Here is a 25,382-nt window from a genome sequence, read left to right as displayed (position 1 = left end):
CCGCTAAGATACTAAGCGCAAAGGATAACTTTGTGTTCTCGCACCTTTGGGGGAGATTTGTTTTTTAGCTACTTTTGTTGTGAAGAAATCAAAATCACAGATGAATAAGAAAGACTTACGAATCGTTTTCATGGGTACTCCCGATTTTGCAGTGGAGAGCCTGCGGGCGCTTGTGGAAAACGGATATAATGTAGTGGGTGTAATCACTATGCCCGATAAGCCGGGAGGAAGGGGACACAAGATACAATATTCGGCGGTAAAGAAATATGCCCTTGAGCATAATTTACCTTTGCTTCAGCCTGAAAAACTGAAAGATGAAGTTTTTCTGAACGATCTGAAAGCATGGAACGCCGATCTGCAAATTGTGGTTGCTTTCCGCATGCTACCCGAAGTAGTCTGGGATATGCCGCGTCTGGGCACTTTCAACCTGCATGGCTCGCTACTTCCGCAATACCGGGGTGCCGCGCCTATCAACTGGGCGATTATCAACGGGGAAGAGGAAACCGGTGTTACTACCTTCTTCCTCACCCATGAAATAGATACAGGTAAAATAATCCTTAGCGAAAAACTGGAAATAGGCGAAAAAGACAATGTCGGAAAGATTCATGACGAATTGATGCATATTGGCGCGGAACTTGTTCGCCGTACCGTAGACCTGATACTCGAAGATAAAGCGGATGCAGTGGCACAGGAGCAGTTATTTGTAGACGGAAAGGAACTGAAAGCAGCCCCGAAGATATTCAAAGAGACTTGCCGGATAGATTGGAATAAGCCTGTGGATGAAATATATAACCTTATACGGGGATTATCACCTTATCCTGCCGCATGGACGGAGCTGCACGAGGAAGGAAAAGAAGTGCAGACGGTAAAAATATTTGTATCTGAAAAGGTAAAAAGCGAGGGGCAATCTCCGGCAGGCAATGTTCGGACCGATAATAAGTCATATCTTCATGTTGCTTGTCCCGACGGATACATCAGTATTACAGAAATACAATTCCCAGGTAAGAGGGCTATGAAAACAGATGAATTACTTAGGGGATATAAGTTTGGTGAGAATGCATATTTTATATGATATTTTATCTATATATCAGGATGGAAGAATACTTCCGGATAAGAAAGGTAACAGGATGATAAAGTATCGAAAATGTGTTACATCTGTTACTTTTTAACAGTATATCGTGAATGAAGATTAATTTAATACGGGATTTAGAGAGTCTACTGTTAAATACATAGGGAGAAAGAATATAAATGTGTAACATTTGTTACCTTTTTCAGAAAAATATAAAAGACACAAAATAAGGTCAGATTATGAATAACCAGTTAGAGAGACTTATTTCGGAATACAGGAGTTTACAACCTTTCAATGAAGATTGTAAGAAAAAACTTGAAAAAAAGTTTCGATTGGAGTTTAATTACAATTCCAACCACCTTGAAGGCAATACTCTTACCTATGGGGAAACTGAGTTGTTGTTACTATTCGACCAGACCAAAGGCAATCATGAATTACGTGAGTTGGAAGAAATGAAAGCGCATGATGTTGCCCTGATGATGATAAAATCGGAAGCTGCGGAGAAAGATAAGCCGCTAACAGAGAAGTTTATAAAAGATCTGAACCAAACCATCCTCGTGCGCGACTTCTGGAAAGATGCCGTAACACAGGACGGACAGTCTACACGGAGGGAAATACAGGTAGGCGAATATAAAAAATATCCGAATAGCGTTATTCAGTCGAACGGCGAAATATTTGAATATGCTTCACCACAGGAAACACCAATGCTGATTGGCGATTTGGTAAAATGGTATAATGAAGAAGCGGATAAAAAAGAGTTCAGCACCGTGGAGTTGGCTGCTATACTACATTACCGTTATATCCGTATTCATCCTTTCGATGATGGTAATGGCCGTGTTGCCCGCCTACTGGTTAATTATGTATTGTACAAGAATGATTTACCTCCTATAATTATAAAAACGGCTGAGAAAAAGGAATATTTGCGTGCGTTGCAACAGGCGGATGCAGGTGATTTGCGGGCTTTTGTCAATTATATCATGCAGCAGTCGGCCTGGAGTTTGGACTTATCAGTAAAGGCTGCAAAGGGAGAAGAGATAGAGGATCAAGATGATTGGGAAAAGCAATTGAGTCTGTTGAAGAAGGGATTGGGTAAAAAAGATGATAAGGTTTTAAATAAGTCAGAAGAATCTTTAGAATATATTTATAAAAATGTCATCGAAATATTTTGTAATAATTACGATAAGAAAATATCGAAATATAATAATCTATTTATGTCCTTTTCGTATACAATATCTATAAGCAATGGGACATACAGTGGTAATAATATTTTGAAATGTTTAGATAATATTTATAAGAAAAAAGGAGAGGGTAAATATATAGCGATTGGTGATGTTATTATTATTGAATCAGCCTTTAGAGATTTAATAAAACCATATATGACTACATCATTTAAGTCAGGACAAGTGATTTTTTCTTTTTTAGAGAATACATATATGGTTGATTATATGAAATATAGACGAGTGTATTCTTATGATGAATTACTCACAGAAGAGGAAATGAATTTCATTATTTCAAATATAGGTAAAGAGTTGCTTCAAAAAATAGAAAATATAGTCAATTCCTAAAATTGAAATATTAGAATAAAGCAGAAAAATGTGTAACCTTTGTTACCTTTTAACAATATAAAAACAATGCAGAAAGTTATAAAATCAAACAACCTCAATAAAGATTTATCACATATCCTTAGCCAGCTGGCTTTTGATAAGCTGTTTATCCTGACAGACGAAAACACGGAAAAATTATGCTATCCGCTGGTGAAGGATAATGAGCAGGTAACGCGGGCAGGCAAGATAATAATAAAGGCAGGAGACAATAATAAGAATATCGAGTCCTTGTCGTCGATATGGAAGTATCTTTCGGAGAACGGAGCAACACGCCACTCCCTGCTTATCAATCTGGGAGGAGGTATGCTCACCGATATAGGCGGATTCGCAGCGGCAAGTTTCAAACGCGGGATAAAGTGCATTAATATACCTACCACCCTGCTGGGAGCTGTGGATGCGGCAGTAGGAGGAAAGACCGGAATCAACTTCAACGGATTGAAAAATGAAATAGGAGCTTTTGCCCCGGCCGAGACGGTTTTAATCGACTCCGTGTTTTTCCGTAGCCTCGACCATCAGAATTTCCTGTCTGGTTACGCCGAAATGGTTAAGCACGGGCTTATAGACAGTGATAAAGAGTGGAAGGCAACTTTGTCTTTCGATACCGAAGAAATAGATTATGATAAACTGAAACAATTAGTTGTCGATTCGGTTGCCGTAAAGGAGCGTATTGTTGAAGCAGATCCTTTCGAAAAAGGCATCCGTAAGGCGCTGAATCTGGGACATACCATCGGCCATGCATTCGAAAGCCTTTCATATGAAGTTGGCAGGCCTGCGCAGCACGGTTATGCCGTAGCGTGGGGGGTTGTTTGCGAACTATACTTATCGCAGAAATATTGCGGTTTTCCTAAGGATAAGCTATACAAGACCGTTTACTTTATAAAGGATAACTATGAGGGATTCTTTTTCGACTGCGATCATTATGAGCAGCTATACGAATATATGAAGCACGACAAGAAGAACGAGTCGGACACGGTGAATTTCACTTTCCTGTCGGATGTGGGTAAAATAGAAATCAACCGAACCGCAACTAAAGAGGATATATTCGATTCGATCGATTTCTTAAGGGAAAGCGTGGGACTCTGATCATCAGATGATAACAGGCAATATTTCGATCCAGTAATCATCAGGGTCATTGATGAAGTACAGCCCCATATTATGATTTTCGTAGCAGACGCATCCCATTTCGCGGTGGAATTCCCGCACCTGGTCGTAATCCCCTTCTACGCGGATGCACAGGTGGCTTTCGTTGTCTCCCAGTTCGTATGGTTGAGGATGGTCTCTAAGCCATGTCAGTTCGAGCGAGAACGGGCTGAAGCCGTCTCCCAGATATACAAGTATGAATGAACCGTCTCCGGCTTCCTTGCGCTTTATTTCTTTTAGCCCGAGCGCTTTATGGTAGAAAGCTATGCTCTTGTCGAGGTCGGTCACATTGATGTTGAAATGGTCGAATCTTCCTTTCATTTCCATAATGGTCTTGTTTTGATGGTGAGCTACAAAAATAAGCAATAGATGGAATTTAATGACATATTATCGGATTATAAACAGGACAAACCCGAAATTAAATCTTTATGAAAAAGTTTATCTATATATTAAGCCGATAGCCTTTAGCTGTTAGCTGATAGTTCTTTGAAGTATTGAAGAAGCCCCCTAAATTGGCTCCGCCGAACGTTGTTTCCCCTCGGGGAACTTACAGAGAGGGAAAAAAGGAACAGATAAAAAATAGTGGGAAAAGTGTAACTTTTGTAACTTTTTTGATATAGTTACGAGTAGACAAGATACGAGATACGAGTTGTTAACTGCTGACTGTTTACTGTTTACTGCTAACTGAATACTTAGCTTTATTCGTTCAGAATTCGATATTCTCGCCCCGTTGTTGCCACCGGATGGCCTTACTTCCCTTTGCTGCCGCATAAGGGGCAAAAGCTGAGGCCTTATCGTACGCTTCGCCAAAATGCATGGGGGCGATACTGGTTGTTTGTATTGCATCTATAAATTGTTCCGCCCCTTTCATATAGTCTTTACCCAGGCGTGGGTCGACAGGGAACATCGCCATATCGATATGCTTTACATTGGCGGCAAGCAGGTCCAGTTCATTCCGATAGAAGGTTTCGGCTTCCCGTATCTCTTCTTCGGTAGACTCTTCATTCCAGTGCCAGTTGTTAAGGTCTCCGGCATGGAATATGGTCTTATCTTTAATATGAATGAGATACGACACTCCTAAGTCGGTGGAGCCGAATGCGCGGATAATGATGTTATGGTCTTTATATACGTCCAATTTGTCGAGGTATATGGCGTCTTCTTCGCCAGCCATCCGGCTGTCCAGGATGTCTTTCGAGAAGATGTACGTGATGTCTTTCTTCAGGGCTTTCCATTTCAGTATATCGGAATTGAAATGGTCGGCATGTGAATGGGTGGATAGTACATAAAGCCTGCCTTTATTTTTAAGGAGCTTCTTATGTACGATGCCTTCGCGGAGATTGTCATCAGAGTCTTTATAATAGTCTATAATAACTGTAAAGTCTTTTGCTTCAATAGCATATCCGCTATGGTAGATGTATGTAAGCTTCATTTTCTTTCTGGTAAATAATTGGTGCCTCCTTTTTTAACAATATACTCGTCATTTAGTTCTGGCAGCCAATTTGAAGTTTTGATTAAGTTTTGGGTTTATTCAGCTTACTGTGCTTTATTCCATAAGCAAAGTAGATAACAAAGCCTAGAAGCATCCATACGATTAGCCTCAGCCATGTATCCAAAGGCAATGCTACCATTTGAGACAGGCAGATCAAGGCTCCCAGTACCGGAACTAAGGGTACCCACGGCGTTTTAAAAGGCCGGTTAACATCCGGACGGGTTTTGCGCAGTATCACAATGGAAATACATACAAGCGTAAACGCCATCAATGTTCCGATAGAGACTAATTCTCCCAGTATATTGATTGGCAGTAAACCTGCAATAAGGCCTACAGCTACACTTGTTACAATGGTGGAATTATGAGGTGTATTGAATCTTGTGTGTACTTTAGAGAAGAATTTCGGCAACAGCCCGTCTCTGGATATTGTATAGAAGATGCGTGACTGGGCAAGCATCATTACCAGGATTACGGAACTTAAGCCGGCTATTGCGCCTATCTTTACAGGTAACCGCAACCAATGCAGGTCATTGCCTGCCTTATCTATTGCCAATGCAATAGGAGCAGGGACACTTAGTTCGGAGTAATGTGCTATTCCTGTTAAAACGGCAGTTACAGTGATATACAGGATTGTACAGACGAGCAGGGAAATCAATATACCCTTCGGCATATCCTTCTGTGGATTCTTTGCTTCCTGTGCAGTCGTAGATACGGCATCGAATCCGATATATGCGAAAAATATGACGGCCGCCCCGCGGAAAATACCACTCCAGCCGAAATGTCCGAATTCGCCTGTGTTTTGAGGAATGTACGGTGACCAGTTGCCGGTATCTATATATGATAATCCGAAACCAATGAAAAGCAGGATCACTACTACCTTTACCACAACTATGATATTGTTTAATGTAGCGGACTGACTTATGCCTCTTATGAGCAATACCGACATGACGGCAACAATGAACATCGCAGGGAAGTTAATTATGCTACCCGTCGCAAACCATCCATCGGTACTCGTGTGATCGAAGGGTGCCATTCGCAGATTCCGGGGTATGTGTACCCCGAAATCATCGAGGAAGCTGACGAAATATCCTGACCAGCCCACAGCTACAGTTCCTGCTGTGAACAGATATTCCAAAATCAGATCCCAGCCTATAAACCACGCGAAGAATTCGCCCAATGTAGAATAACTGTACGAATATGCGCTGCCGGCAACAGGAATCATTGAGGCAAATTCAGCGTAGCACAGTCCGGCCATAGCGCAACCCAAAGCAGAAATAATAAAAGATATGGTAAGGGCTGGCCCTGCATAATTAGCGGCAGCTGTTCCCGTGAGGACAAAAATACCTGTCCCGATAATTGCTCCTATGCCCAGAGCTACAAGGTGTCCGGTAGTCAGGGTTCTTTTCAATCCGCCTTTCTCCTGAAGAGAATCCTGTAATAAGGACGTTATATCTTTTTTTCGGAATAACTGATGTTTCATATTTTATTGTATATATTGTTTCCAAAAATAATACTTTTTGAAATATAAATTATCTATATCGTATCAAAATGATTATATTTATTTCATGTTATCAATAAAACCATTTTTTTATTTTATAAAGATGCATTGTTTTTGTAAAACAATCGTTTTGAATAATATAAAACATGTTTTAAAACATGTTTTGATTCAGGGATATTAACTTTTATATTTAATGCGCTTTTATTCAGTTTTTTATATGTTATTTACGACGGTGTGTGTTCGCACACATATTTTGAAATTAAGTTATATATTAGTTATTTTGTTGAAGTTTTTTCAACAGAACCTATTAATTTAAGTAATTCGTATATACCATTCATCCGGATGACGCTTATTCTGTGCAAGCTGAAATAAACATAAGGGATATGGTGCTTTTTGCTATATCTCAGGATAACAGGTGTATATACTCAGATTATAATGCGATTTTAACTCTAATTTAAACTCAAAATACTAAATCATGGTAACACGCAGAAATTTTTTGAAAAGAGCCGCAGTAGCCTCAGCCGGGCTGGCTGTTGGTGGCATTGGTACAATGAATGCCGAGAGCTACAACCGGGTTGTAGGGGCGAACAGAAAGGTTAATATTGCCTATATAGGTATTGGTAACAGGGGCGAACAGATTATTGGGGATTTCGAAAAAACGGGACTTGTCAATGTCGTAGCTCTCTGTGATGTGGATATGGGAGCAAAACAGACCCAGAAAGTAATAGCTAAATATCCGAAGGCCAAACAGTTTAAGGATTTCAGGGTAATGTTTGATAAAATAGGCAATGAGTTTGAAGCTGTTGCTATAGCTATACCTGATTTCGCGCATTTTCCGGTTACGATGATGGCTATGGCGCATGGAAAGCACGTATATGTCGAAAAACCTATGGCACGCACATTCCTTGAGGCCGAATTAATGATGCAGGCAGCCCGTAAATACCCGAATGTCGTAACACAAGTAGGTAATCAGGGGCACTCCGAGGCTAATTATTTCCAATTCAAAGCCTGGCAGGATGCAGGGATTATCAAAGATGTAACCTCCGTAGTTGCCCATATGAATAATCCGCGCAGATGGCATGGGTGGGACGTGAATATATATAAATATCCCGAAGCGCAACCTATTCCAAGTACATTGGACTGGATGACATGGCACTGTGCTGTACCATATCATGAATACAGTGATAAATATCATAACGGAGAGTGGCGTTCCTGGTACGATTTCGGTATGGGAGCACTGGGAGACTGGGGCGCACATATTCTTGATACGGTACATGAGTTCCTCGATTTAGGATTACCTTACGAGATCAATCCTATAAAACTGACCGGACATAACGATTATTTCTTCCCTACGGACTCTACGATTCAGTTTAAATTTGGTCCGAGAGGAGAAATGCCGCCTTGCGACATTATGTGGTATGATGGGGTGAATAACCTTCCTCCAATACCGGAGGGATACGGGGAATCGGCTTTGGACCCTAATATTCCGGCTTCCGGAGCGGGCGAAATAAAGAAAACGACGATTAATCCCGGTAAGATTATTTACAGTAAAGAATTGACCTTTAAAGGCGCATCTCACGGTAGTACGCTTTCTATTATCCCTGAATCGAAAGCTAAAGATATGGCGTCGAAACTTCCGGAAGTTCCAAAAAGCCCTTCAAACCATTTTGCTAACTTCTTGCTGGCTTGTACTGGAGTTGAGAAGACCCGTTCTCCTTTCGAAATACATGGTCCGCTGAGTCAGGTATTCTCTCTCGGGGTGATGGCACAGCGTTTGAATACGAAGTTCCATTTCGACAGCCGTACCAAGCAGATAACAAACAATGCCTTTGCCAACGCGATGCTTACCGGCATCCCTCCACGTAAAGGCTGGGAAGATTTTTATAAATTGTAAATTATGAATTATAAGTTATGGGTTATGAGTCGCTTCACACCGTTTGTACGTCAGCAACTTGTAACTCGTAACTTGTCAACTATATTAAATCAAGATGAATAAGAATATATTATTAGCCATCCTTCTTTTGTTTACAGCAGCAATATCCGCACAGGAAAAATGGGAACCGTTATTTAACGGCAAAAATCTGAAAGGTTGGAAAAAGCTCAACGGGAAAGCCGAATATAAAGTTGTGGATGGTACTATTGTCGGTATCTCGAAGATGAATACTCCCAATACTTTTTTAGCTACAGAAAAGAATTATGGTGATTTTATCCTCGAATTCGATTTTAAAGTGGATGACGGGTTGAATTCCGGTGTGCAATTTCGTAGTTTGAGCCTTAAAGATTATCAGAATGGACGGGTACACGGCTACCAGTTCGAAATAGATCCTGCCGCGCGTGCGTGGACAGGAGGTATTTATGATGAAGCGCGCCGCAACTGGCTATACCCGATGACTGTAAATCCGTCGGCACGTACAGCGTTTAAGAACGGTCAATGGAATAAAGCGAGAATAGAGGCCATCGGTAGTTCTATCCGTACATGGGTAAACGGTATAGCTTGCGCTAATATCTGGGATGATATGACGCTCGAGGGATTCATTGCATTGCAGGTTCATGCCATAGGAGATAAAGCTCAGGAAGGAAAAACCGTGAGTTGGAAAGACATCCGCATTTGTACTACGGATGTAGAAAAATACAAGACTTCGGATGCTAATGACGCACCTCAGGTCAATTGTATCGTAAATACAATTTCGCCTAAAGAAGCGAAAGAAGGCTGGGCACTTTTGTGGGACGGAAAAACCACAAACGGCTGGCGAGGAGCTAAGATCAGTAACTTCCCGCAAAAAGGTTGGGTAATAGACAATGGTATATTGAAAGTATTGAAAAGTGGAGGTGGAGAATCCACTAACGGTGGAGATATCGTTACTACACGTAAATATAAAAACTTCATACTAAGCGTTGATTTTAAAATTACCGAAGGTGCCAATAGCGGGGTCAAATATTTTGTGAATCCGGATCTGAACAAAGGAGAAGGATCTGCCATCGGCTGCGAATTCCAGATTCTTGATGATGATAAGCATCCTGATGCTAAACTGGGTGTAAGAGGAAACCGCAAACTGGGCTCTCTTTACGACCTAATTCCGGCTCCGGAGAATAAGCCTTTCAATAAGAAGGACTTTAATACAGCCGTGGTTGTGGTAAAGGATAATAAGGTGGAGCACTGGCTGAATGGTGTGAAAATTCTGGAGTATGAACGTAATAATGACATGTGGAAGGCTTTGGTTAATTACAGTAAATACCGTGATTGGCCTAACTTTGGAAATGCTGCCGAAGGTAATATCCTCTTGCAGGATCATGGTGATGAAGTATGGTTTAAGAATGTAAAGATCAAAGAATTAAAGTGATTTCATTTTGAATAATAGAAAAGCCCGGACAGATTACATGTCCGGGCTTTCTCATTTATATGTAATTGGGCTTTTTACTTATTTTTATGTAAATCAGTAATTTAATTTCTTATTGTTGTATAAGAATGAAAGAATAAATCTACTACTTCTTATTAATACTATTCAGTTTACTATGTTTTATCCCATATGTAAAATAGATAAGGAAGCCTATCAAGGTCCAGCCGATAAGCCGTTCCCATGTGCTCCATGGCAGAGATAGCATTTGTACGATACAGATCGCAGCTCCGGTCAAGGGAATAAATGGTACAAGAGGTGTTTTGAACGGACGCTTGAGGTCGGGCTGTGTTTTGCGCAGTATGACAATGGAAATACAGACAATGGTAAAGGCCATCAGGGTACCTATCGATACAAGTTCACTGAGAACATGGAGAGGAAAGAGTCCGGCTATCAACGCTGTAACAATGCTGGCAAAAATAGTCGCGTTGTGGGGAACTCCATGTTTATCGTTTACTTTCGAAAACACCTTCGGCAATAACCCGTCTTTAGAAATAGAATAGTATATACGTGATTGTCCTAACATCATTACCAAAATTACCGAACTAAGCCCTGCAATCGCTCCCAGTTTAATGAGGGGGCTTAACCATGCTAAACTTTCGCCGGTACGGTCTATAGCAAGCGCTATCGGTGCGTCTACATTCAAGTCTTTATAATTGACTATTCCTGTCAATACTGTGGTTACAGCTATATACAGCAGCGCGCATATAAGCAGTGAGAACAAAATACCCTTTGGCATATCCTTCTGTGGATTTTTAGCCTCTCCTGCTGCGGTAGAGAGCGCGTCGAATCCCAGATAAGCATAGAATACCACTGCTGCACCTCTGAGAATACCCGTCCATCCGAAATTTCCATAACCTCCGGTATTTTCGGGTATATATGGAGTCCAGTTGCCAGTGTCTATATATGAGAGGCCGAATCCGATGAATAAGAGGATTACGCTAACTTTGATGACAACGATGATATTGTTAACGAATGCCGACTGTTTGATGCCTCCGATCAGAAACGCAGATACTATGGATACGATAAAGACGGCGGGAAAATTGATGATGCGCCCAGTCCATACCCAGCTTCCGTCTTTCAGATGGTCGAATGTGGCACCGGCTATCCGATCAGGGAAATTTATACCCCATCCGTCGAGTAAACTCAGCATGTAGCCCGACCATCCGACTGCGACACTCGAGCAGGCGAAAAGATATTCAAGAATCAATATCCAGCCTACACCAGGCCAGAATCTCACCCATTGTGGTATAGCTGTATGAATATACACCGCCCGATACCGGTATCATAGCAGCAAATTCGGCATAACACAGTCCTGCCATAATGCAGCCGAGAGCCGAAATGACGAAAGAGATCGTCAGTGCAGGTCCGGCATACATGGCGGCAGCTTGTCCGGTGATAACGAAAATTCCGGTTCCCACGATTGCTCCAATCCCCAGAGTAACGAGGTTTGTTGCCGAAAGGCTTCTTTTAAGCCCACCTTTTGTTTCTGTGGGCTCATTGAGTATTGCCGATATATCTTTTTTCTTCAAAAGTCTTTCTATCATAAACTAAAGTTTGCACAAAAATAAGGAAAATGTAATAATTATCTGCTATTCGTTTATTTATTAGAAAAAAAAGAAACATTATAAGATGAATTGAGCGCGGGAATTACATCTGGATAGCCATGACCAAACAAAAAAGATATTCTGTTGTTCTAAAATTAATGAATTATAATATTAGAACTTCACAGCATATGACAGAGATAAAATTGAAAAGGGTTTATGAAGATCCTGAAGGTGATGATGGTTTTCGTGTATTGGTTGATCGCCTGTGGCCCAGAGGGATGAGGAAAGACCATCTGAAATATGACTTATGGGCAAAAGAAGTCACTCCGTCTCCTAATTTACGCAAATGGTTTCATGAGGACATAAAAAACCGGTGGAATGATTTTGTGACTATGTATCAAAAAGAATTGGATGGGTCGGATGAAGTAAAGGATTTTATAAAAATAATAGAATCGCATAATATTGTTACGCTGTTATATGCTTCCCGGGAACCGCTATATAATCATGCAAGTATATTGAAAGCGTATTTGGAGAAAGTACTCGGAAAAATGTAAAAATTGCTACCTTTGTTTTTATCAAAACAGTAATTAATATGAAAACGAGCATGAATTGTAATTCACCAAAATACAGGATAGTTTTGCCATGCGGGTTTCCATACATCTTTTAAAAACAGAATCATCATATGAAAATAACTATTCTAGGAGCAGGAAATATGGGTGGGGCCATCGCTTGCGGTTTGGCTGTAAACGGAAGTGCACAACCTCAGGATATAACTGTTATCGACCACAAAGGAAAGAATGTTCCCCGGTTGAGGGAAGTAAGTGAAGACATTAATGTAGTAGTGGCCGATTATTCCTCGCTGTCTACCGCAGATATTCTTATTATTGCTGTTAAGCCGTGGATGGTAGAAGAAGTGCTGAAGACGCATAAGGCCTTATTGGAGAATCCTAAGCAGTTGATTGTATCTGTTGCGGCCGTTGTTACATTGGCCCAGCTACAGGAATGGACTAGTCCGCATCAACCTGTATTCCGTGTTGTGCCTAATACCGCTATAGCCGTGCGCCAGAGCATGACATACATTGCTTCACAGAATGCGGATAAGGAACAACGCGAGCAAGTATTCCGCATCTTTTCCCAACTTGGTAAGGTTGAATTTGTGGAAGAGAAACTTATTCCGGCAATTACCTCGCTTACCTCGTGCGGTATAGCCTTTGCATTCAGGTATATCAGGGCAGCTATGGAAGGAGGTATTGAAATGGGAGTATATCCGGATCAGGCTAAAGATGCCGTTCTGCAAACACTCCGGGGTGCAATCGATCTGCTCGAGGCAAATGGCAATCATCCCGAAGCGGAAATAGATAAAGTGACTACTGCCGGAGGAATCACTATAAAAGGATTGAATGAGATGGAGCATGCAGGCTTTACTTCGGCTGTCATTAAAGGTTTGAAGGCGAGTAATATAAAGTAGTTGTATTTTAGTGTTATTAAATATAAGGTCCTGGAAACGGGACTTTTTTATTTATCAGAAATCTATTATAAAAGTAATAGAACCGGACTATAAGCCCATCTTCTTTATAGATTATTATAATAAAATAAAAAATAAAAATAAGAATCACTAACAGCGTTTTCACATATATATATTATCTTTACAAATTGATAGCAAACTACCCTTACTGCTTGTGGTGATGCTATACGTGGCTGATATTCAGTGCATATTAACATTTGTGTATGTTTGAAATATGTTAATTGGCCTCGTTGAGACAGAAGAAAGAAAAAACGATATAAAATGATTTACAAATGGAATTACGAAGCCCTAACAACCCAGCAAAAAGAGCAGAGAGATGATCTTGCTAAGAAATTAGGCATTAGCCCTGTTCTTTGTCAGCTCTTGATCCAGAGAGGAATATCATCTTCCGAAGATGCATATAAATTCTTTCATCCAAACCTGAAAGATTTACACGATCCTTTCCTTTTGCCCGATATGGACAAAGCTATCAAGAGAATTGAAAAAGCGTTGGGACAAAAGCAGCGTATATTGATATACGGTGACTATGATGTGGACGGAACGACTGCCGTCGCGCTTGTGTATAAATTTCTGCGGAAATTCACAACTAATCTCGATTATTATATCCCCGACCGTTACGATGAAGGGTACGGGATATCGGAACAAGGGATAGACTACGCCGAAGAGACGGGCGTAAAACTCATTATCGCTCTCGATTGTGGCATTAAAGCCATTGAAAAAGTGGCCTATGCCAAAAGCAAAGGGATTGACTTCATAATCGGTGACCACCATATGCCGGATGAGATACTTCCCGATGCGGTTGCTGTTATCGATGCCAAACGTACGGATTCCACTTACCCGTATGAGCATCTTTCAGGATGCGGGGTAGGTTTTAAGTTGGTGCAGGCATTGGCTCAGAATAATAAGATAGATTTTTCGGAACTGACAGATTTGCTCGATCTGGTGGCTGTCAGTGTAGCTTCGGATATTGTTCCCATCACAGGTGAAAACCGGGTATTGACATATTTCGGTTTAAAGCAGATTAATTCCAATCCCAGTCTGGGTCTGAAAGGGATAATTGAGATTTGCGGGCTTACCTACAAGGGTATTACCGTGAATGATATTATTTTCAAGATAGGTCCCCGTATCAATGCTTCGGGGCGGATGATGAAAGGTAAAGAGGCCGTGGACCTGCTGCTGGCCAATACGATAGAAGATGCACGGGAGAAGAGCGCCAATATAGACCATTATAACGACGACCGTCGCGAGCTGGATAAGCGGATAACAGACGAAGCGATACAGTTTATCGACGGAACGGTAGATATGTCGAAAAAGAAAAGTCTGGTGATCTATGATGAAACCTGGCATAAAGGCGTTATCGGTATTGTAGCGTCGCGCCTTACCGAGAAGTATTTGCGCCCTGCGGTGGTGCTGACCAAATCCCAGGGACTGATCACCGGGTCTGCCCGTTCGGTAATGGGCTTTGATGTTTACAAGGCCATAGAAGCCTGTAAAGATATTCTGGAAAATTTCGGAGGACATACTTATGCCGCGGGTTTATCATTGAAAGAAGAGAATCTGGCTGAATTCCAGCGCCGTTTCGAGGCTTTATCGCTTGAAATGATAGCGCCTGAAATGATGCGTCCCCAGATTTGTATAGATGCGGAACTTTCATTCAAAGAGATTACGCCGAAATTTATAAGTGATTTGGCCGGTTTCGCGCCTTTTGGGCCGGAGAACCTGAATCCTATATTTGTCACATGGGATGTACAGGATTATGGTACGAGTAAACCCGTGGGAAAAGATAATGTACACCTGAAACTGGAAATGACAGATAAAACGACTACAATTCCGGTGAATGGTATCGCTTTCCGGCAAAGTTCCAATAGTGAGATAGTAAAAAGCGGCAGGCCGTTTGATATCTGCTATACACTCGAGGAAAATACGCACAACGGAAAGACGAATATTCAGCTCTATGTCAAGGATATAGATACAGGGCAGCTTTCAGATTCACACTAAATGACAAGAATATGAAGAGATCTTTAGTATTATCATTAACAATCGCTTTATTTTCCTTCGTTGCCTGCGGTAACAAGGCCGGTACGGCAAATGCCGGAGATAAAGCTACGGATACGTTGAGTATGGAACAGGCGGAGTATATAAAAGCTGACAGCTACGAAACGAGCAAAGGCCCGCTGAAAGTAACACTGGTAGGTCATGGTTCGGTTATGTTTGAATTTGCAGGAAAGGTTATTCAGGTAGACCCTTATTCTCAAGTCGCGGATTATTCGAGATTGCCTAAGGCCGATCTGATTATCCTGACGCACGAGCATGGCGATCACCTCGATACAGCAGCTATCAACGCAGTTAAAAAGGTAGATACGCACTATATAGTATCGAAGGTATGCAACGAAATACTTGGATATGGTAATGTGGTAAATAATGGAGATAAGACCGAATGGAACGGAATAGCTATCGATGTCGTTCCGGCTTATAATGCTGTAAATAAGAAGCCTGACGGAGAAGCATACCATCCTAAAGGACGGGGCAATGGTTATATCTTTACATTTGGCGATAAAAAAGTATATGTCGCCGGGGATACCGAAAATATTCCGGAGATGGATAAACTGAAAGGTACCATCGATATTGCTTTCATGCCTAAGAACCTGCCATATACAATGACGGATGACATGTTTGTGGATGCGGCTAAAAAGGTGATGCCGAAAGTGCTTTATCCGTATCATATGTCGGAATTCGATCAGGAGAAAATAGGTAAAGCCTTGGATGGTACCGATATTAAGATAGAAGTACGTCCGATGAAAAATTAATATACTGATTGACCAATGTGCCAATATGCCAATTGAAAACAATCCGATATTGGCACATTGGCATATTAGTTAATTGGCACATCGAAGAATGGGTCTCTATCACAAAATACTTAAACAGTATTGGGGTTACGGCGAGTTTCGCCCTTTACAGGAAGATATTATTCATTCCGTCAGCCAGGGAAAAGATACGCTGGGGCTGATGCCCACAGGCGGAGGAAAATCACTGACCTTTCAGGTGCCTGCGATGGCAATGGAAGGTCTTTGTCTTGTTGTCACTCCGCTTATCGCTCTGATGAAAGATCAGGTGGATAACCTGCGTCAGAGAAATATAAAATCATTGGCCGTATATTCGGGGATGACCCGGCAGGAGATTATCACTACGCTTGAAAACGCCATCTTCGGTGATTATAAATTCCTTTATGTATCACCCGAACGACTGGCTACCCAACTATTCCTGAGTAAACTTCGCGATATGAATGTTTGTCTGCTGGTTGTTGACGAATCGCATTGCATATCCCAGTGGGGCTATGATTTCCGTCCGTCCTATCTCAAGATAGCAGCCATTCGGGAACATCTGCCCGATGTGCCTGTTCTGGCTCTCACTGCGACAGCTACCCCGGAGGTGATAGATGATATCCAGGAACAATTGCACTTCCGTGAAAAGAATGTCTTCAGGAAAAGCTTTGAGCGTAAGAATCTGGCCTATATAGTGCGTAATACGGAAAATAAGCCGGAGGAAATTATCCGTTTGCTTGAGAAAATAAAGGGTTCCACCATCATCTATGTGCGCAGCCGTCAGAAGACGAAGGAGATGTCGGATTTCCTTATACAACAAGGTTTTTCCGCCGATTTTTATCATGCCGGACTGAGCAGTGAGGATAAATCACGGAAGCAGGGCCGCTGGAAGAATAACGAAAAGCGCATTATTGTTTGTACCAATGCCTTCGGTATGGGAATAGATAAGCCCGATGTGCGGCTGGTAGTGCATACCGACCTGCCCAATTCGGTGGAAGAATACTTTCAGGAAGCAGGGCGCGCGGGACGCGATGGGGAAAAGGCTTTTGCAGTCATCTTATACCATAAGAATGATAGTGTTAAATTGAAAAAGCGTATCAGGGACGAGTTTCCCGAACGGGAATTTATCTCTCAGGTATATGATTCGCTCGCTTACTTTTTTCAGGTGGCCGAAGGTTTCGGGGTGGGTATGGTATATGATTTTAATATACAGCAGTTCTGCGCTACTTACAAATATCCTCTTCTGCCTACTCATAATGCACTCAGGATATTGGATCTGGCGGGCTATATCGAGTACACCGACGAGATAGATAACCGTTCGCGGCTGATGTTTACAGTTTACAGGGATGATCTGTATCATTACGATTTCGAGCGGGAATATGAGCAACTCGTAAATACTATCCTCCGCCTTTACACAGGCTTATTTACCAATTATGTAACCATTAACGAGGCCGAAATAGGCCTGAAGACAGACAAAAACCGGAAAGCTGTCTATGAAATGCTGAAAATGCTGGATAAGCGCAATGTCATCGATTATATCCCGCATAAAAAGACGCCTCTGATAGCATACACCCGTCAGCGGGTGGATAAGAAATACCTGATTATACCACGTCTTGTAAACGAAGACCGTAAGGATCGTTTCGAAAAGCGGATATTGGCGATGAGCCATTATGCAGAGCAGGATGAGATGTGTCGCAGCCGTATTTTGTTATCTTACTTCAATGAGAAAGATATCAGTGATTGCGGGCAATGTGATGTTTGCCTGGCAAAGAACGATTCGGGAATGACGAATGCAAAGTTCAATAAGATATCATTGGATATAAAAGCGTTGCTCAAGGACGGGGAGCGATCCGTAGATGATATAACAGGTGCATTGCCTGATTACCGGTTGCAGGATGTAACCGGAGCCATCCGTTTTATGACGGATAGGGGAGTTCTTGAAATGCAATCGGGGAAGATAAAATTAAGAATTAAGAATTAAGAATAACTTGTTTACTTGTATCTCGTATCTCGTATCTCGTCTACCTGTAACTGTCCATAGGACAAAATGAAAAGTGTTTTGACGCGGAGTCAGACCAGGCTCTTTTTAAAACGAACGACTGTTAGCAGATCTTTTACTTGTTCCTGACTACTTACATTAAAAATCATCGGGAGTAGGCGACCCACCGGTTTTGCCCCGGCAAATTCATCTTTAATAGTGTCGGCGATATCCAGTGTTGCAATCTTTTCAAGGTGCTTTTCCGTGAAATAGAAACTTGTTTTGAAAAATTCCTCCCAGACCGAAAGCCACAGTATCGTTTTCTTCTTATAAAGCACTTTGCCCAGCCATGCTTTCCCATCATTATAGTACCGCCATTCAATAGCCAGCGCGTATTCTTCATTCGTAATCGTTTCAAGAAAAGAAGCCAGTACATTGTGCACACTTTCTCCCAGCGCGTTCTGCAGCACTTTTTCGGACGGAAAAATATCCGGATCTCTCAACAACATTTCTGCTTCCATGGTTTCGTGATGGGTTAATTATTATTGTTAACAAAGATACATTCTTTTCTGACTTTCACAATACTGACTAGTGCCAGTACGTGAATATGTATACTACATCTCTATTTTATCAAAATTCAGAATATTTATCTATGGAATGATGATGTTAGAGGAGAATGGCTTCCGTCCGGACGGCTCGCTCAATCCCGGGGTAGTGGTGGTCGTGGATAATGAACTGTAAGAGGAAAACAAAGTGAAAAGAGAATAACGAAAAACGAAAAGCGAGCAGGTAGAAAAACAGGAACAGTCGCCTGTCATACAACCGCCTGTCGCCCCGGTATAAAAGCCAGGCCGAATCCCTATCCGTTTCTTCCGCCCGGATATACATCGAGAACAGATTAAGTGGAAAATTATATGAGTTACGGGTAAATAAGTCCTCCTTAATATGAATCCCTTCAACTACTGACTGGTATTAGTAATAATCACAGATGGATTGTTCCTGTCCGGATATCCCGTCGCAAAGTCCTGCCGTTGGTTTGTTCTAGTTGGAGATAAACTTAAATTCGGGGCTTATCTGATATTTTGTTATTGCAGTATCGGCCGTGCCTCCCGAATCGCTGTTAATCTCATCGTAGGTATAATTGATGGTTTGAACGATTATTTCGTTTGATTTTATCCTGGACGATACTTCACTGTAATATTCGACCATGTCTTCATATGCAACTATCAGATTATCTATCAGATTGCCGTTTTTGTCATAGCTGAGGAGATATTCCGTGATTTCACCGTCTGTTACTACTTGTATTGTCAGGATTTTCCCGTTTTTATTCTCCAGTAAAATCTGCCCCAGGCACAGGTCGCTGAGTTCGTACCCATCCAGTCCCTTTACTTTTTCGAGTTGCAGGCTGTTGTATTGTTCCGGGGTAAGTCTTTTTATCTTGGTTAAATCGATAGTGCTGGAACTGCTGTTTAATGAGATTTCGGCCAAATCGACCTTTAGGGGGTTAAGCTGTGTTTCGTATAAGTTTATTTGCTTTTTCTGACAAGAAACAGATATAACCGTAAATATGAGCCCAAAAAGATAAATCTTTTTCATTTTGGTTATGGTAGATATGTATTGTGAATTATTATACCTATATAGATAACAATTCTTTAATGCAAATGTTTAAACTATCTTCCCATCTGGGAATCGTGATATTAAATGTGTTTCTGATTTTAGCTTTATCCAGTACACTGTATTTAGGCCTTGTCGCTTTTGTCGGATATTGGTCTGTGGTAATTGGGTTTACCGTACAGTTTGTTATTCCGGCATTTTTGTGTATGGCTAATGTAAAATCGTACCAGGTGGTAACACCTTCATTGGAATAGTGGAAAATCCCCGGCTTGAAACTATTCGCTTCACTATAGTCCAGTATTTTTATGATTGCATTGGCCAGATCGGCAGCATTGGTCGGTGTTCCGGTTTGGTCGGCAACTACGTTGAGTGTATCGCGCTCTTTCCCGTATTTTATCATCGTTTTCACAAAGTTGTTTCCAAATATGGAATACAGCCAGGCTGTACGGATGATGATACTGTCAGGGCATGCTTTTTTCAGGGCGGCCTCTCCTTCTTGTTTCGATTTCCCGTATATTGATTGCGGATTCACTGCATCCGTTTCGGTATAAGGTCTTGAAGCAGTACCGTCATATACATAATCGGTAGATATGTGGATTATTTTAGCGCCGTTATTTGTGGCGGCGGCTCCCAGGTTCGCTACAGCATCCCGATTGATCCTGTAACATAATGCAACGTCGTCTTCGGCTTTATCTACAGCTGTGTAGGCCGCACAATTGACAATATACTTTATATTGTTTTCTCTAATAAAGTCTTCTATGGCCTGCTGGTCAGTAATGTCAAGCTCCGCAACATCAGTAAAAAAGAATTGGAAATTGTTTTCATGTAAGGCGGCTATACGCTTTATTTCATTCCCTAACTGTCCATTCGAACCGGTAATAAGAATATTCTTTTGCACCAATTCAAACATGAAGATGTTCTTTGCAGTTTCATCCTGGTCGTCAGCTTGCTTATTTCCTGAAAAGAATGCCATATTTATCTCAATTATGAGTTATGAATTATGAGCTATAAATACAGAGTAAAAACTCATAATTTATAACTCATAACTTATAATTATTATAAACTTATTGTTTGCCGCTGGTTGTTACATCCGAAGCGATTTTTTTTACGAGGCCTTGCAATACATTACCCGGTCCCAGTTCAATAAATTCAGTCGCTCCGTCGGCCACCATATGTTCCACCGATTGAGTCCATTTTACAGGAGCTGTCAACTGGGCAATGAGGTTTGCTTTGATTGTAGCCGGATCGGTTTCGCCGACAGTGGATACATTCTGATATACAGCGCACGCCGGTTCGCTGATTGTTGTTGTATTGATAGCTTCGGATAATTCTATCTTAGCCGGTTCCATCAGCGGAGAATGGAATGCTCCGCCTACTTTTAGTTTTAATGCACGTTTTGCACCTGCAGCAAGCAATAGCTCGCAAGCTTTTTCTATACCTGCATTAGAGCCGGATATAACGATTTGTCCCGGGCAGTTATAGTTTGCCGGTACCACTACCTCATCGGTGATAGATGCACATATTTCTTCAACTTTAGCATCGGGTAATCCCAGTACGGCAGCCATAGTTGATGGGTTCAGTTCACACGCTTTCTGCATGGCAAGCGCACGTTTATATACAAGTTTCAATCCATCCTCGAACGATAATGCGTTTGCGGAAACTAATGCGGAAAACTCGCCTAAAGAGTGCCCTGCAACCATATCCGGCGCAAAGTCTGCTCCCATTGTCTTAGCTAATATCACAGAATGGAGGAAGATGGCAGGCTGGGTTACTCTGGTCTGGCGAAGGTCTTCATCTGTGCCTGCAAACATCAGATCTGTAATGCGGAATCCCAGAATCTCGTTTGCTTTTTCAAACATTTCTTTAGCAACTGGAGATGTTTCGTACAAATCTTTACCCATTCCTACAAATTGAGCTCCTTGCCCTGGAAATACAAATGCTTTCATTTTCAATATTTAATAGTTAGAATAAGCGGTTAAATTTCAGCCTGCAAAATTAGTAAAAAATAGAATATGATATGGCAAAATAGACTAAAATAAAAAAGTACAGGATTAAACTATCCCATTACAATGATTTAATTTTATTATTATTTAATACACATTAAAGCTATTAAAAAATTATAAAACACTTACCTTTGCCTCATATATACATTTTATTACTAAATGAGAAATACTTCAAGAAGAGATATTCCGCTACAAGAACTAAAAGCGTCGCAACCTTGCGAATTATTGGATTTTCTGATAAACCAACAAGTCCGTAAGAGCCGTAATGCAATAAAATCACTGCTGGCACACAAGCAGATAAAGATAAATGGTAAACTTGTCACTCAATTCGACCATGAGCTCAAAGCCGGGGACAGGGTTTCGGTAATGAAATTCGACCAGTCCCGGAAAGAAAAGAAGCTGAAAGGTTTGAAGATCGTATTCGAAGATGATGAAATTATAGTTATAGACAAAGAGGCCGGGTTCTTATCCGTATCAACGGATAAAGAGAAGCTGCGTACTGTCTACGGAGCACTGAACGAATATGTAAAGAAAAAAGGAAAGAATAAGGCCGACCGCGTATTTGTCCTTCAGCGTCTCGACAGGGAAGCTTCAGGATTGATGGTGTTTGCCAGAAGCGCGGAAATGCAGGAGATATTTCAGAAAAACTGGAATAATCTTGTAAAGGAATATATATATACTGCAGTCGTAGACGGAAGGCCGGAACAGGAAGAAGGTACGGTTACTTCATGGCTTACCGAAAATAAGAATTATGTAATGATGTCGTCTCCCTACGATAATGGAGGGTTGAAATCGGTTACACATTATAAAGTAATCAAATCGACAGGGCGCTATTCTTTGCTAGACTTCGACCTTGAAACCAAGCGCAAAAATCAATTGCGTATCCATATGCAAACAATCGGCCATTCTGTAGTGGGTGATAAGAAATACGGCGCTTCGAATAATCCGATTAAACGCATTGCTCTCCATGTACGTGAACTGGTGCTAAAACATCCGGTTACAGGAGAGGTATTGGAATTTAAAAGCCCGATACCGAAGGCAATGCAGCAATTGGTGACTGCCCTGCCTAAGAAAGAGGTATCGGCCGGGTCCGATATTAAGGAACAATAAAGCTTGAATTTTTCGAACCTTGAAGCGGGTAACTGAAAGTATCTGATGATATGTTTTTAATTATAACAAGTTTTGACTGTTTTTACATGTTAAAGCAATAAATAGGTCTGTGACCTTAAATGTTTTATGAATATAGATATTAAAGAAATAGGTCAACGTCTCAAAGGTTTACGTGAGGCTTTGGATATGACACAAGAGCAATTTGCAGCATCTTGTAACATACCTTTAGAGGAGTATATCAACTATGAGTCAGGTGAAAAAGACCTGACCATCAGTGTACTGAAAGGCATAGCATCTGCTCACAATGTAGATGTTTCGGTATTAATGTTCGCCGACGAACCCCGTATGAGCAGCTATTTTCTTACCCGTAAGGGCAAAGGGCTGGCAGTGAACAGGGTAGAAGCCTATAATTACCAGACTTTGGCCGGAGGATTTAATAACCGGAAGGCTGAAGTATTTGAAGTAACAGTCGAACCTAAAGCCGATGACGTAGAAATTCATCATAGCATACATACCGGGCAAGAGTTTAATATGGTGCTGGAAGGCCGTATGCTGTTGCAGATAAATGGGAAAGACCTGGTAATGGAAGAGGGGGACAGTATTTATTTCGACTCCAGTCTGCCGCACGGAATGAAGGCTCTTGATGGAAAGAAAGTCAGATTTATCGTTGTTGTTTTATAAGGATTTCAAAATTTATAATTTCAAAATTTCAAGATTAAAGAGTCCAAAACAACAATTTTGAAATCTTGAGATCTGAAATCTTGAAATAAAATATATAGTTATGTTAGAGCGATTTTTAAAACAAACTCATTTTGCTTCAACTCAGGATTTTGCAGAGAATTACCATGTTCAGATACCTGAGAATTTCAATTTCGGATACGATGTCGTAGATGAATGGGCAAAGACAGCTCCCACCAAAAGGGCTATTTGCTGGGTAAACGACCAGGGGGAGCATGTTGATTTTACATTCGCGGATATAAAAGAGCAAAGCGACCGCGCCGCATCTTATCTCCGGTCGTTAGGTATCGGTAAGGGAGATATGGTGATGCTTGTGCTAAAGCGGCGTTACGAATTCTGGTTTGCCGTAATTGCCCTTCACAAGATAGGGGCAGTGGCCATTCCGGCTACACATCTGCTGACTAAGAAGGATTTTATTTACCGTAATAATGCAGCTGATATAAAGGCGATTATAAGCGTGGATGACGATGTTGTTATTCAGCATGTAAATGATGCGATGGCCGATTCCCCGACCGTGAAATTCCGTATTGCCTGTGGTCAAAATATACCGTCCGGCTGGCTTGATTTCCATCAGGGTTTAATTGAAGCAAAACCATTTGTCAGACCTGAACATGTAAATACAAACGAAGATATTTCCCTGCTGTATTTTACTTCAGGGACGACCGGTGAACCAAAGATGGTGATCCATAACTTTATATATCCGCTCGGGCATATTGTGACCGCCAAATACTGGCATAATCTGGATGAAAACAGTCTGCATCTTACCGTGGCCGATACTGGCTGGGCTAAGGCTGTCTGGGGAAAATTGTACGGACAGTGGATTGCAGGCGCCGCCGTGATGGTGTATGACCACGAAAAGTTTACTCCGCAGGCTATGCTGCATATGATACAGGATTATAAAGTGACCTCATTTTGTGCTCCGCCAACCGTTTTCAGGTTTATGATAAGGGAAGATCTCTCTCATTACGACCTGTCTTCGCTGCGGTATGCCACTACTGCGGGCGAAGCGTTGAACCCTTCGGTCTATAACGCATTCCTTGAAGGTACAGGTATTAAAATGATGGAAGCATTCGGACAAACGGAAACTACCCCTACCATAATAACATTCCCGTGGATGGAGCCGAAGCCCGGCGCGATGGGAGTGCCTAATCCGGCTTACGATATGGACCTGATTGCAATTGACGGGCGTTCCGTCGAAGATGGTGAAGTGGGAGAGGTCGTAATTAAAACGGATAAGTGGAAGCCTCTGGGGCTGTTTATGGGATATTATCGTGACGAAGCTCTTACAAAGCAGGTGTATTATGATGATGTTTACCATACAGGAGATATGGCCTGGCGCGACGAGGACGGATATTATTGGTTTGTAGGCCGTAGCGACGACGTTATCAAAAGTTCAGGTTATCGCATAGGGCCGTTTGAAGTAGAGAGCGCTTTGATGACGCATCCTGCTGTTGTTGAATGTGCCATTACAGGTGTTCCGGACGAGGTCAGGGGGCAGGTGGTAAAAGCCACTGTCGTACTGGCGCAGGATTATAAAGATAAAGCGAACGATCATCTGAAGCATGAGATTCAAGATCATGTGAAACAGGTTACCGCTCCATATAAATATCCCCGCATTATCGAATTTGTTGACGAATTGCCGAAAACGATCAGCGGAAAGATAAAGAGAGCGGAGATCAGGAAACAATGATTTAATGTGATGATATGCCAATGTGCCAGTGTTTTCTATTATTGACATATTAGTATATTGGCATATTGGCACATTAATCAATAGGCACATTTTCTTTATATTTTATTATGATATGTAAAGAATAAAAGATTATATTTGCACGCCTGAAAGTGTGTATATG

The 25,382-nt window shown here is 41.5% G+C and carries 22 protein-coding genes and 1 pseudogene; 14 read left to right on the top strand and 9 right to left on the bottom strand.

Features of this window, described 5'->3' with window-relative positions; translation table 11 throughout:
- Positions 1-100 precede the first annotated feature (100 nt).
- From fmt to aroB, 3 genes are all read left to right on the top strand, one after another.
- The gene (fmt, locus tag ACYQ3L_RS20420) at positions 101-1,072 is read left to right on the top strand and encodes a methionyl-tRNA formyltransferase (RefSeq protein WP_379999854.1); all 972 of its coding nucleotides are present in this window, start codon (positions 101-103) and stop codon (positions 1,070-1,072) included.
- A gap of 236 nt (positions 1,073-1,308) precedes the next feature.
- Positions 1,309-2,634, top strand: a complete 1,326-nt coding sequence (locus ACYQ3L_RS20415) for a Fic family protein (RefSeq protein WP_379999856.1) — start codon at positions 1,309-1,311, stop codon at positions 2,632-2,634.
- 66 nt (positions 2,635-2,700) lie between these two features.
- Complete coding sequence (aroB, locus tag ACYQ3L_RS20410) at positions 2,701-3,756, top strand: 3-dehydroquinate synthase (protein ID WP_379999858.1); 1,056 nt, start codon at positions 2,701-2,703, stop codon at positions 3,754-3,756.
- A 3-nt stretch (positions 3,757-3,759) separates the two neighbouring features.
- Here aroB and ACYQ3L_RS20405 read toward each other — a convergent pair whose 3' ends face one another.
- From ACYQ3L_RS20405 to ACYQ3L_RS20395, 3 genes are all read right to left on the bottom strand, one after another.
- The gene (locus tag ACYQ3L_RS20405; protein ID WP_379999860.1) at positions 3,760-4,140 is read right to left on the bottom strand and encodes a VOC family protein; all 381 of its coding nucleotides are present in this window, start codon (positions 4,138-4,140) and stop codon (positions 3,760-3,762) included.
- A 379-nt stretch (positions 4,141-4,519) separates the two neighbouring features.
- Positions 4,520-5,242, bottom strand: coding sequence for an MBL fold metallo-hydrolase (locus ACYQ3L_RS20400; protein ID WP_379999862.1), 723 nt, complete (start codon positions 5,240-5,242; stop codon positions 4,520-4,522).
- Between the two features lie 82 nt (positions 5,243-5,324).
- Positions 5,325-6,782: an amino acid permease gene (locus ACYQ3L_RS20395; protein ID WP_379999864.1), complete on the bottom strand. Its 1,458-nt coding sequence runs from the start codon at positions 6,780-6,782 to the stop codon at positions 5,325-5,327.
- A gap of 493 nt (positions 6,783-7,275) precedes the next feature.
- On the opposite strand from ACYQ3L_RS20395, the gene ACYQ3L_RS20390 reads away from it, so the two are divergent.
- Both ACYQ3L_RS20390 and ACYQ3L_RS20385 read left to right on the top strand, forming a co-directional pair.
- On the top strand, positions 7,276-8,694 hold the full coding sequence (locus ACYQ3L_RS20390; RefSeq protein WP_379999866.1) for a Gfo/Idh/MocA family oxidoreductase: 1,419 nt from the start codon (positions 7,276-7,278) through the stop codon (positions 8,692-8,694).
- A gap of 94 nt (positions 8,695-8,788) precedes the next feature.
- Complete coding sequence (locus ACYQ3L_RS20385) at positions 8,789-10,141, top strand: 3-keto-disaccharide hydrolase (RefSeq protein ID WP_379999868.1); 1,353 nt, start codon at positions 8,789-8,791, stop codon at positions 10,139-10,141.
- Positions 10,142-10,283: 142 nt separating this feature from the next.
- On the opposite strand, the gene ACYQ3L_RS20380 is transcribed toward ACYQ3L_RS20385, so the two are convergent.
- A complete protein-coding gene (locus ACYQ3L_RS20380) occupies positions 10,284-10,403 on the bottom strand; it encodes an amino acid permease C-terminal domain-containing protein (RefSeq protein WP_459952473.1) in 120 nt (39 codons plus the stop codon).
- A gap of 15 nt (positions 10,404-10,418) precedes the next feature.
- Positions 10,419-11,742: pseudogene (locus ACYQ3L_RS20375) on the bottom strand (amino acid permease); the annotation flags it as partial.
- Between the two features lie 188 nt (positions 11,743-11,930).
- Between ACYQ3L_RS20375 and ACYQ3L_RS20370 the strand changes: the two are divergent.
- The 5 genes from ACYQ3L_RS20370 (at position 11,931) to ACYQ3L_RS20350 (ending at position 18,070) form a co-directional block, all read left to right on the top strand.
- Complete coding sequence (locus ACYQ3L_RS20370) at positions 11,931-12,296, top strand: DUF488 domain-containing protein (protein ID WP_379999870.1); 366 nt, start codon at positions 11,931-11,933, stop codon at positions 12,294-12,296.
- 128 nt (positions 12,297-12,424) lie between these two features.
- Complete coding sequence (gene proC / locus ACYQ3L_RS20365; RefSeq protein ID WP_379999872.1) at positions 12,425-13,210, top strand: pyrroline-5-carboxylate reductase; 786 nt, start codon at positions 12,425-12,427, stop codon at positions 13,208-13,210.
- A gap of 318 nt (positions 13,211-13,528) precedes the next feature.
- Positions 13,529-15,265 carry a single-stranded-DNA-specific exonuclease RecJ gene (gene recJ, locus ACYQ3L_RS20360; RefSeq protein WP_379999874.1) on the top strand — a complete coding sequence of 579 codons (1,737 nt, stop codon included), beginning with the start codon at positions 13,529-13,531 and terminating at the stop codon, positions 15,263-15,265.
- 11 nt (positions 15,266-15,276) lie between these two features.
- Complete coding sequence (locus ACYQ3L_RS20355) at positions 15,277-16,074, top strand: MBL fold metallo-hydrolase (protein WP_379999877.1); 798 nt, start codon at positions 15,277-15,279, stop codon at positions 16,072-16,074.
- Positions 16,075-16,162: 88 nt separating this feature from the next.
- Positions 16,163-18,070, top strand: a complete 1,908-nt coding sequence (locus ACYQ3L_RS20350; protein ID WP_379999879.1) for a RecQ family ATP-dependent DNA helicase — start codon at positions 16,163-16,165, stop codon at positions 18,068-18,070.
- Between the two features lie 89 nt (positions 18,071-18,159).
- Here the strand turns inward: ACYQ3L_RS20350 and ACYQ3L_RS20345 are convergent, their stop codons facing one another.
- Positions 18,160-18,588: a DUF3788 family protein gene (locus ACYQ3L_RS20345; RefSeq protein ID WP_379999881.1), complete on the bottom strand. Its 429-nt coding sequence runs from the start codon at positions 18,586-18,588 to the stop codon at positions 18,160-18,162.
- Positions 18,589-18,658: 70 nt separating this feature from the next.
- On the opposite strand from ACYQ3L_RS20345, the gene ACYQ3L_RS20340 reads away from it, so the two are divergent.
- Positions 18,659-18,808 (top strand): hypothetical protein, encoded by a 150-nt coding sequence (locus ACYQ3L_RS20340; protein WP_379999883.1) that lies wholly within the window; start codon positions 18,659-18,661, stop codon positions 18,806-18,808.
- 300 nt (positions 18,809-19,108) lie between these two features.
- Here ACYQ3L_RS20340 and ACYQ3L_RS20335 read toward each other — a convergent pair whose 3' ends face one another.
- From ACYQ3L_RS20335 to fabD, 3 genes are all read right to left on the bottom strand, one after another.
- On the bottom strand, positions 19,109-19,663 hold the full coding sequence (locus tag ACYQ3L_RS20335; protein WP_379999885.1) for a hypothetical protein: 555 nt from the start codon (positions 19,661-19,663) through the stop codon (positions 19,109-19,111).
- A 37-nt stretch (positions 19,664-19,700) separates the two neighbouring features.
- Positions 19,701-20,591 (bottom strand): dTDP-4-dehydrorhamnose reductase, encoded by an 891-nt coding sequence (rfbD, locus tag ACYQ3L_RS20330; protein WP_380000103.1) that lies wholly within the window; start codon positions 20,589-20,591, stop codon positions 19,701-19,703.
- Between the two features lie 154 nt (positions 20,592-20,745).
- Positions 20,746-21,627 (bottom strand): ACP S-malonyltransferase, encoded by an 882-nt coding sequence (gene fabD, locus ACYQ3L_RS20325; protein ID WP_379999887.1) that lies wholly within the window; start codon positions 21,625-21,627, stop codon positions 20,746-20,748.
- Between the two features lie 216 nt (positions 21,628-21,843).
- On the opposite strand from fabD, the gene ACYQ3L_RS20320 reads away from it, so the two are divergent.
- From ACYQ3L_RS20320 to ACYQ3L_RS20310, 3 genes are all read left to right on the top strand, one after another.
- On the top strand, positions 21,844-22,794 hold the full coding sequence (locus ACYQ3L_RS20320; RefSeq protein WP_379999889.1) for an RluA family pseudouridine synthase: 951 nt from the start codon (positions 21,844-21,846) through the stop codon (positions 22,792-22,794).
- A 126-nt stretch (positions 22,795-22,920) separates the two neighbouring features.
- Positions 22,921-23,475 (top strand): helix-turn-helix domain-containing protein, encoded by a 555-nt coding sequence (locus ACYQ3L_RS20315; protein ID WP_379999891.1) that lies wholly within the window; start codon positions 22,921-22,923, stop codon positions 23,473-23,475.
- A gap of 100 nt (positions 23,476-23,575) precedes the next feature.
- Positions 23,576-25,222, top strand: coding sequence for an AMP-binding protein (locus tag ACYQ3L_RS20310; RefSeq protein ID WP_379999893.1), 1,647 nt, complete (start codon positions 23,576-23,578; stop codon positions 25,220-25,222).
- The last annotated feature ends 160 nt before the right edge of the window (positions 25,223-25,382 follow it).

The organism is Dysgonomonas termitidis, assembly GCF_054657735.1.
Note: the sequence above shows the minus strand (reverse complement) of the source record. Positions and strands in the feature narration are given on the sequence as shown.

What these genes read in the sequence shown, in the direction of transcription:
- fmt (WP_379999854.1), top strand. Translation starts at nt 101, where the DNA reads ATGAATAAGAAAGACTTACGAATCGTTTTCATGGGTACTCCCGATTTT.
- ACYQ3L_RS20415 (WP_379999856.1), top strand. Translation starts at nt 1,309, where the DNA reads ATGAATAACCAGTTAGAGAGACTTATTTCGGAATACAGGAGTTTACAA.
- aroB (WP_379999858.1), top strand. Translation starts at nt 2,701, where the DNA reads ATGCAGAAAGTTATAAAATCAAACAACCTCAATAAAGATTTATCACAT.
- ACYQ3L_RS20405 (WP_379999860.1), bottom strand. Translation starts at nt 4,140, where the DNA reads ATGGAAATGAAAGGAAGATTCGACCATTTCAACATCAATGTGACCGAC.
- ACYQ3L_RS20400 (WP_379999862.1), bottom strand. Translation starts at nt 5,242, where the DNA reads ATGAAGCTTACATACATCTACCATAGCGGATATGCTATTGAAGCAAAA.
- ACYQ3L_RS20395 (WP_379999864.1), bottom strand. Translation starts at nt 6,782, where the DNA reads ATGAAACATCAGTTATTCCGAAAAAAAGATATAACGTCCTTATTACAG.
- ACYQ3L_RS20390 (WP_379999866.1), top strand. Translation starts at nt 7,276, where the DNA reads ATGGTAACACGCAGAAATTTTTTGAAAAGAGCCGCAGTAGCCTCAGCC.
- ACYQ3L_RS20385 (WP_379999868.1), top strand. Translation starts at nt 8,789, where the DNA reads ATGAATAAGAATATATTATTAGCCATCCTTCTTTTGTTTACAGCAGCA.
- ACYQ3L_RS20380 (WP_459952473.1), bottom strand. Translation starts at nt 10,403, where the DNA reads ATGCTATCTCTGCCATGGAGCACATGGGAACGGCTTATCGGCTGGACC.
- ACYQ3L_RS20370 (WP_379999870.1), top strand. Translation starts at nt 11,931, where the DNA reads ATGACAGAGATAAAATTGAAAAGGGTTTATGAAGATCCTGAAGGTGAT.
- proC (WP_379999872.1), top strand. Translation starts at nt 12,425, where the DNA reads ATGAAAATAACTATTCTAGGAGCAGGAAATATGGGTGGGGCCATCGCT.
- recJ (WP_379999874.1), top strand. Translation starts at nt 13,529, where the DNA reads ATGATTTACAAATGGAATTACGAAGCCCTAACAACCCAGCAAAAAGAG.
- ACYQ3L_RS20355 (WP_379999877.1), top strand. Translation starts at nt 15,277, where the DNA reads ATGAAGAGATCTTTAGTATTATCATTAACAATCGCTTTATTTTCCTTC.
- ACYQ3L_RS20350 (WP_379999879.1), top strand. Translation starts at nt 16,163, where the DNA reads ATGGGTCTCTATCACAAAATACTTAAACAGTATTGGGGTTACGGCGAG.
- ACYQ3L_RS20345 (WP_379999881.1), bottom strand. Translation starts at nt 18,588, where the DNA reads ATGGAAGCAGAAATGTTGTTGAGAGATCCGGATATTTTTCCGTCCGAA.
- ACYQ3L_RS20335 (WP_379999885.1), bottom strand. Translation starts at nt 19,663, where the DNA reads ATGAAAAAGATTTATCTTTTTGGGCTCATATTTACGGTTATATCTGTT.
- rfbD (WP_380000103.1), bottom strand. Translation starts at nt 20,591, where the DNA reads ATGTTTGAATTGGTGCAAAAGAATATTCTTATTACCGGTTCGAATGGA.
- fabD (WP_379999887.1), bottom strand. Translation starts at nt 21,627, where the DNA reads ATGAAAGCATTTGTATTTCCAGGGCAAGGAGCTCAATTTGTAGGAATG.
- ACYQ3L_RS20320 (WP_379999889.1), top strand. Translation starts at nt 21,844, where the DNA reads ATGAGAAATACTTCAAGAAGAGATATTCCGCTACAAGAACTAAAAGCG.
- ACYQ3L_RS20315 (WP_379999891.1), top strand. Translation starts at nt 22,921, where the DNA reads ATGAATATAGATATTAAAGAAATAGGTCAACGTCTCAAAGGTTTACGT.
- ACYQ3L_RS20310 (WP_379999893.1), top strand. Translation starts at nt 23,576, where the DNA reads ATGTTAGAGCGATTTTTAAAACAAACTCATTTTGCTTCAACTCAGGAT.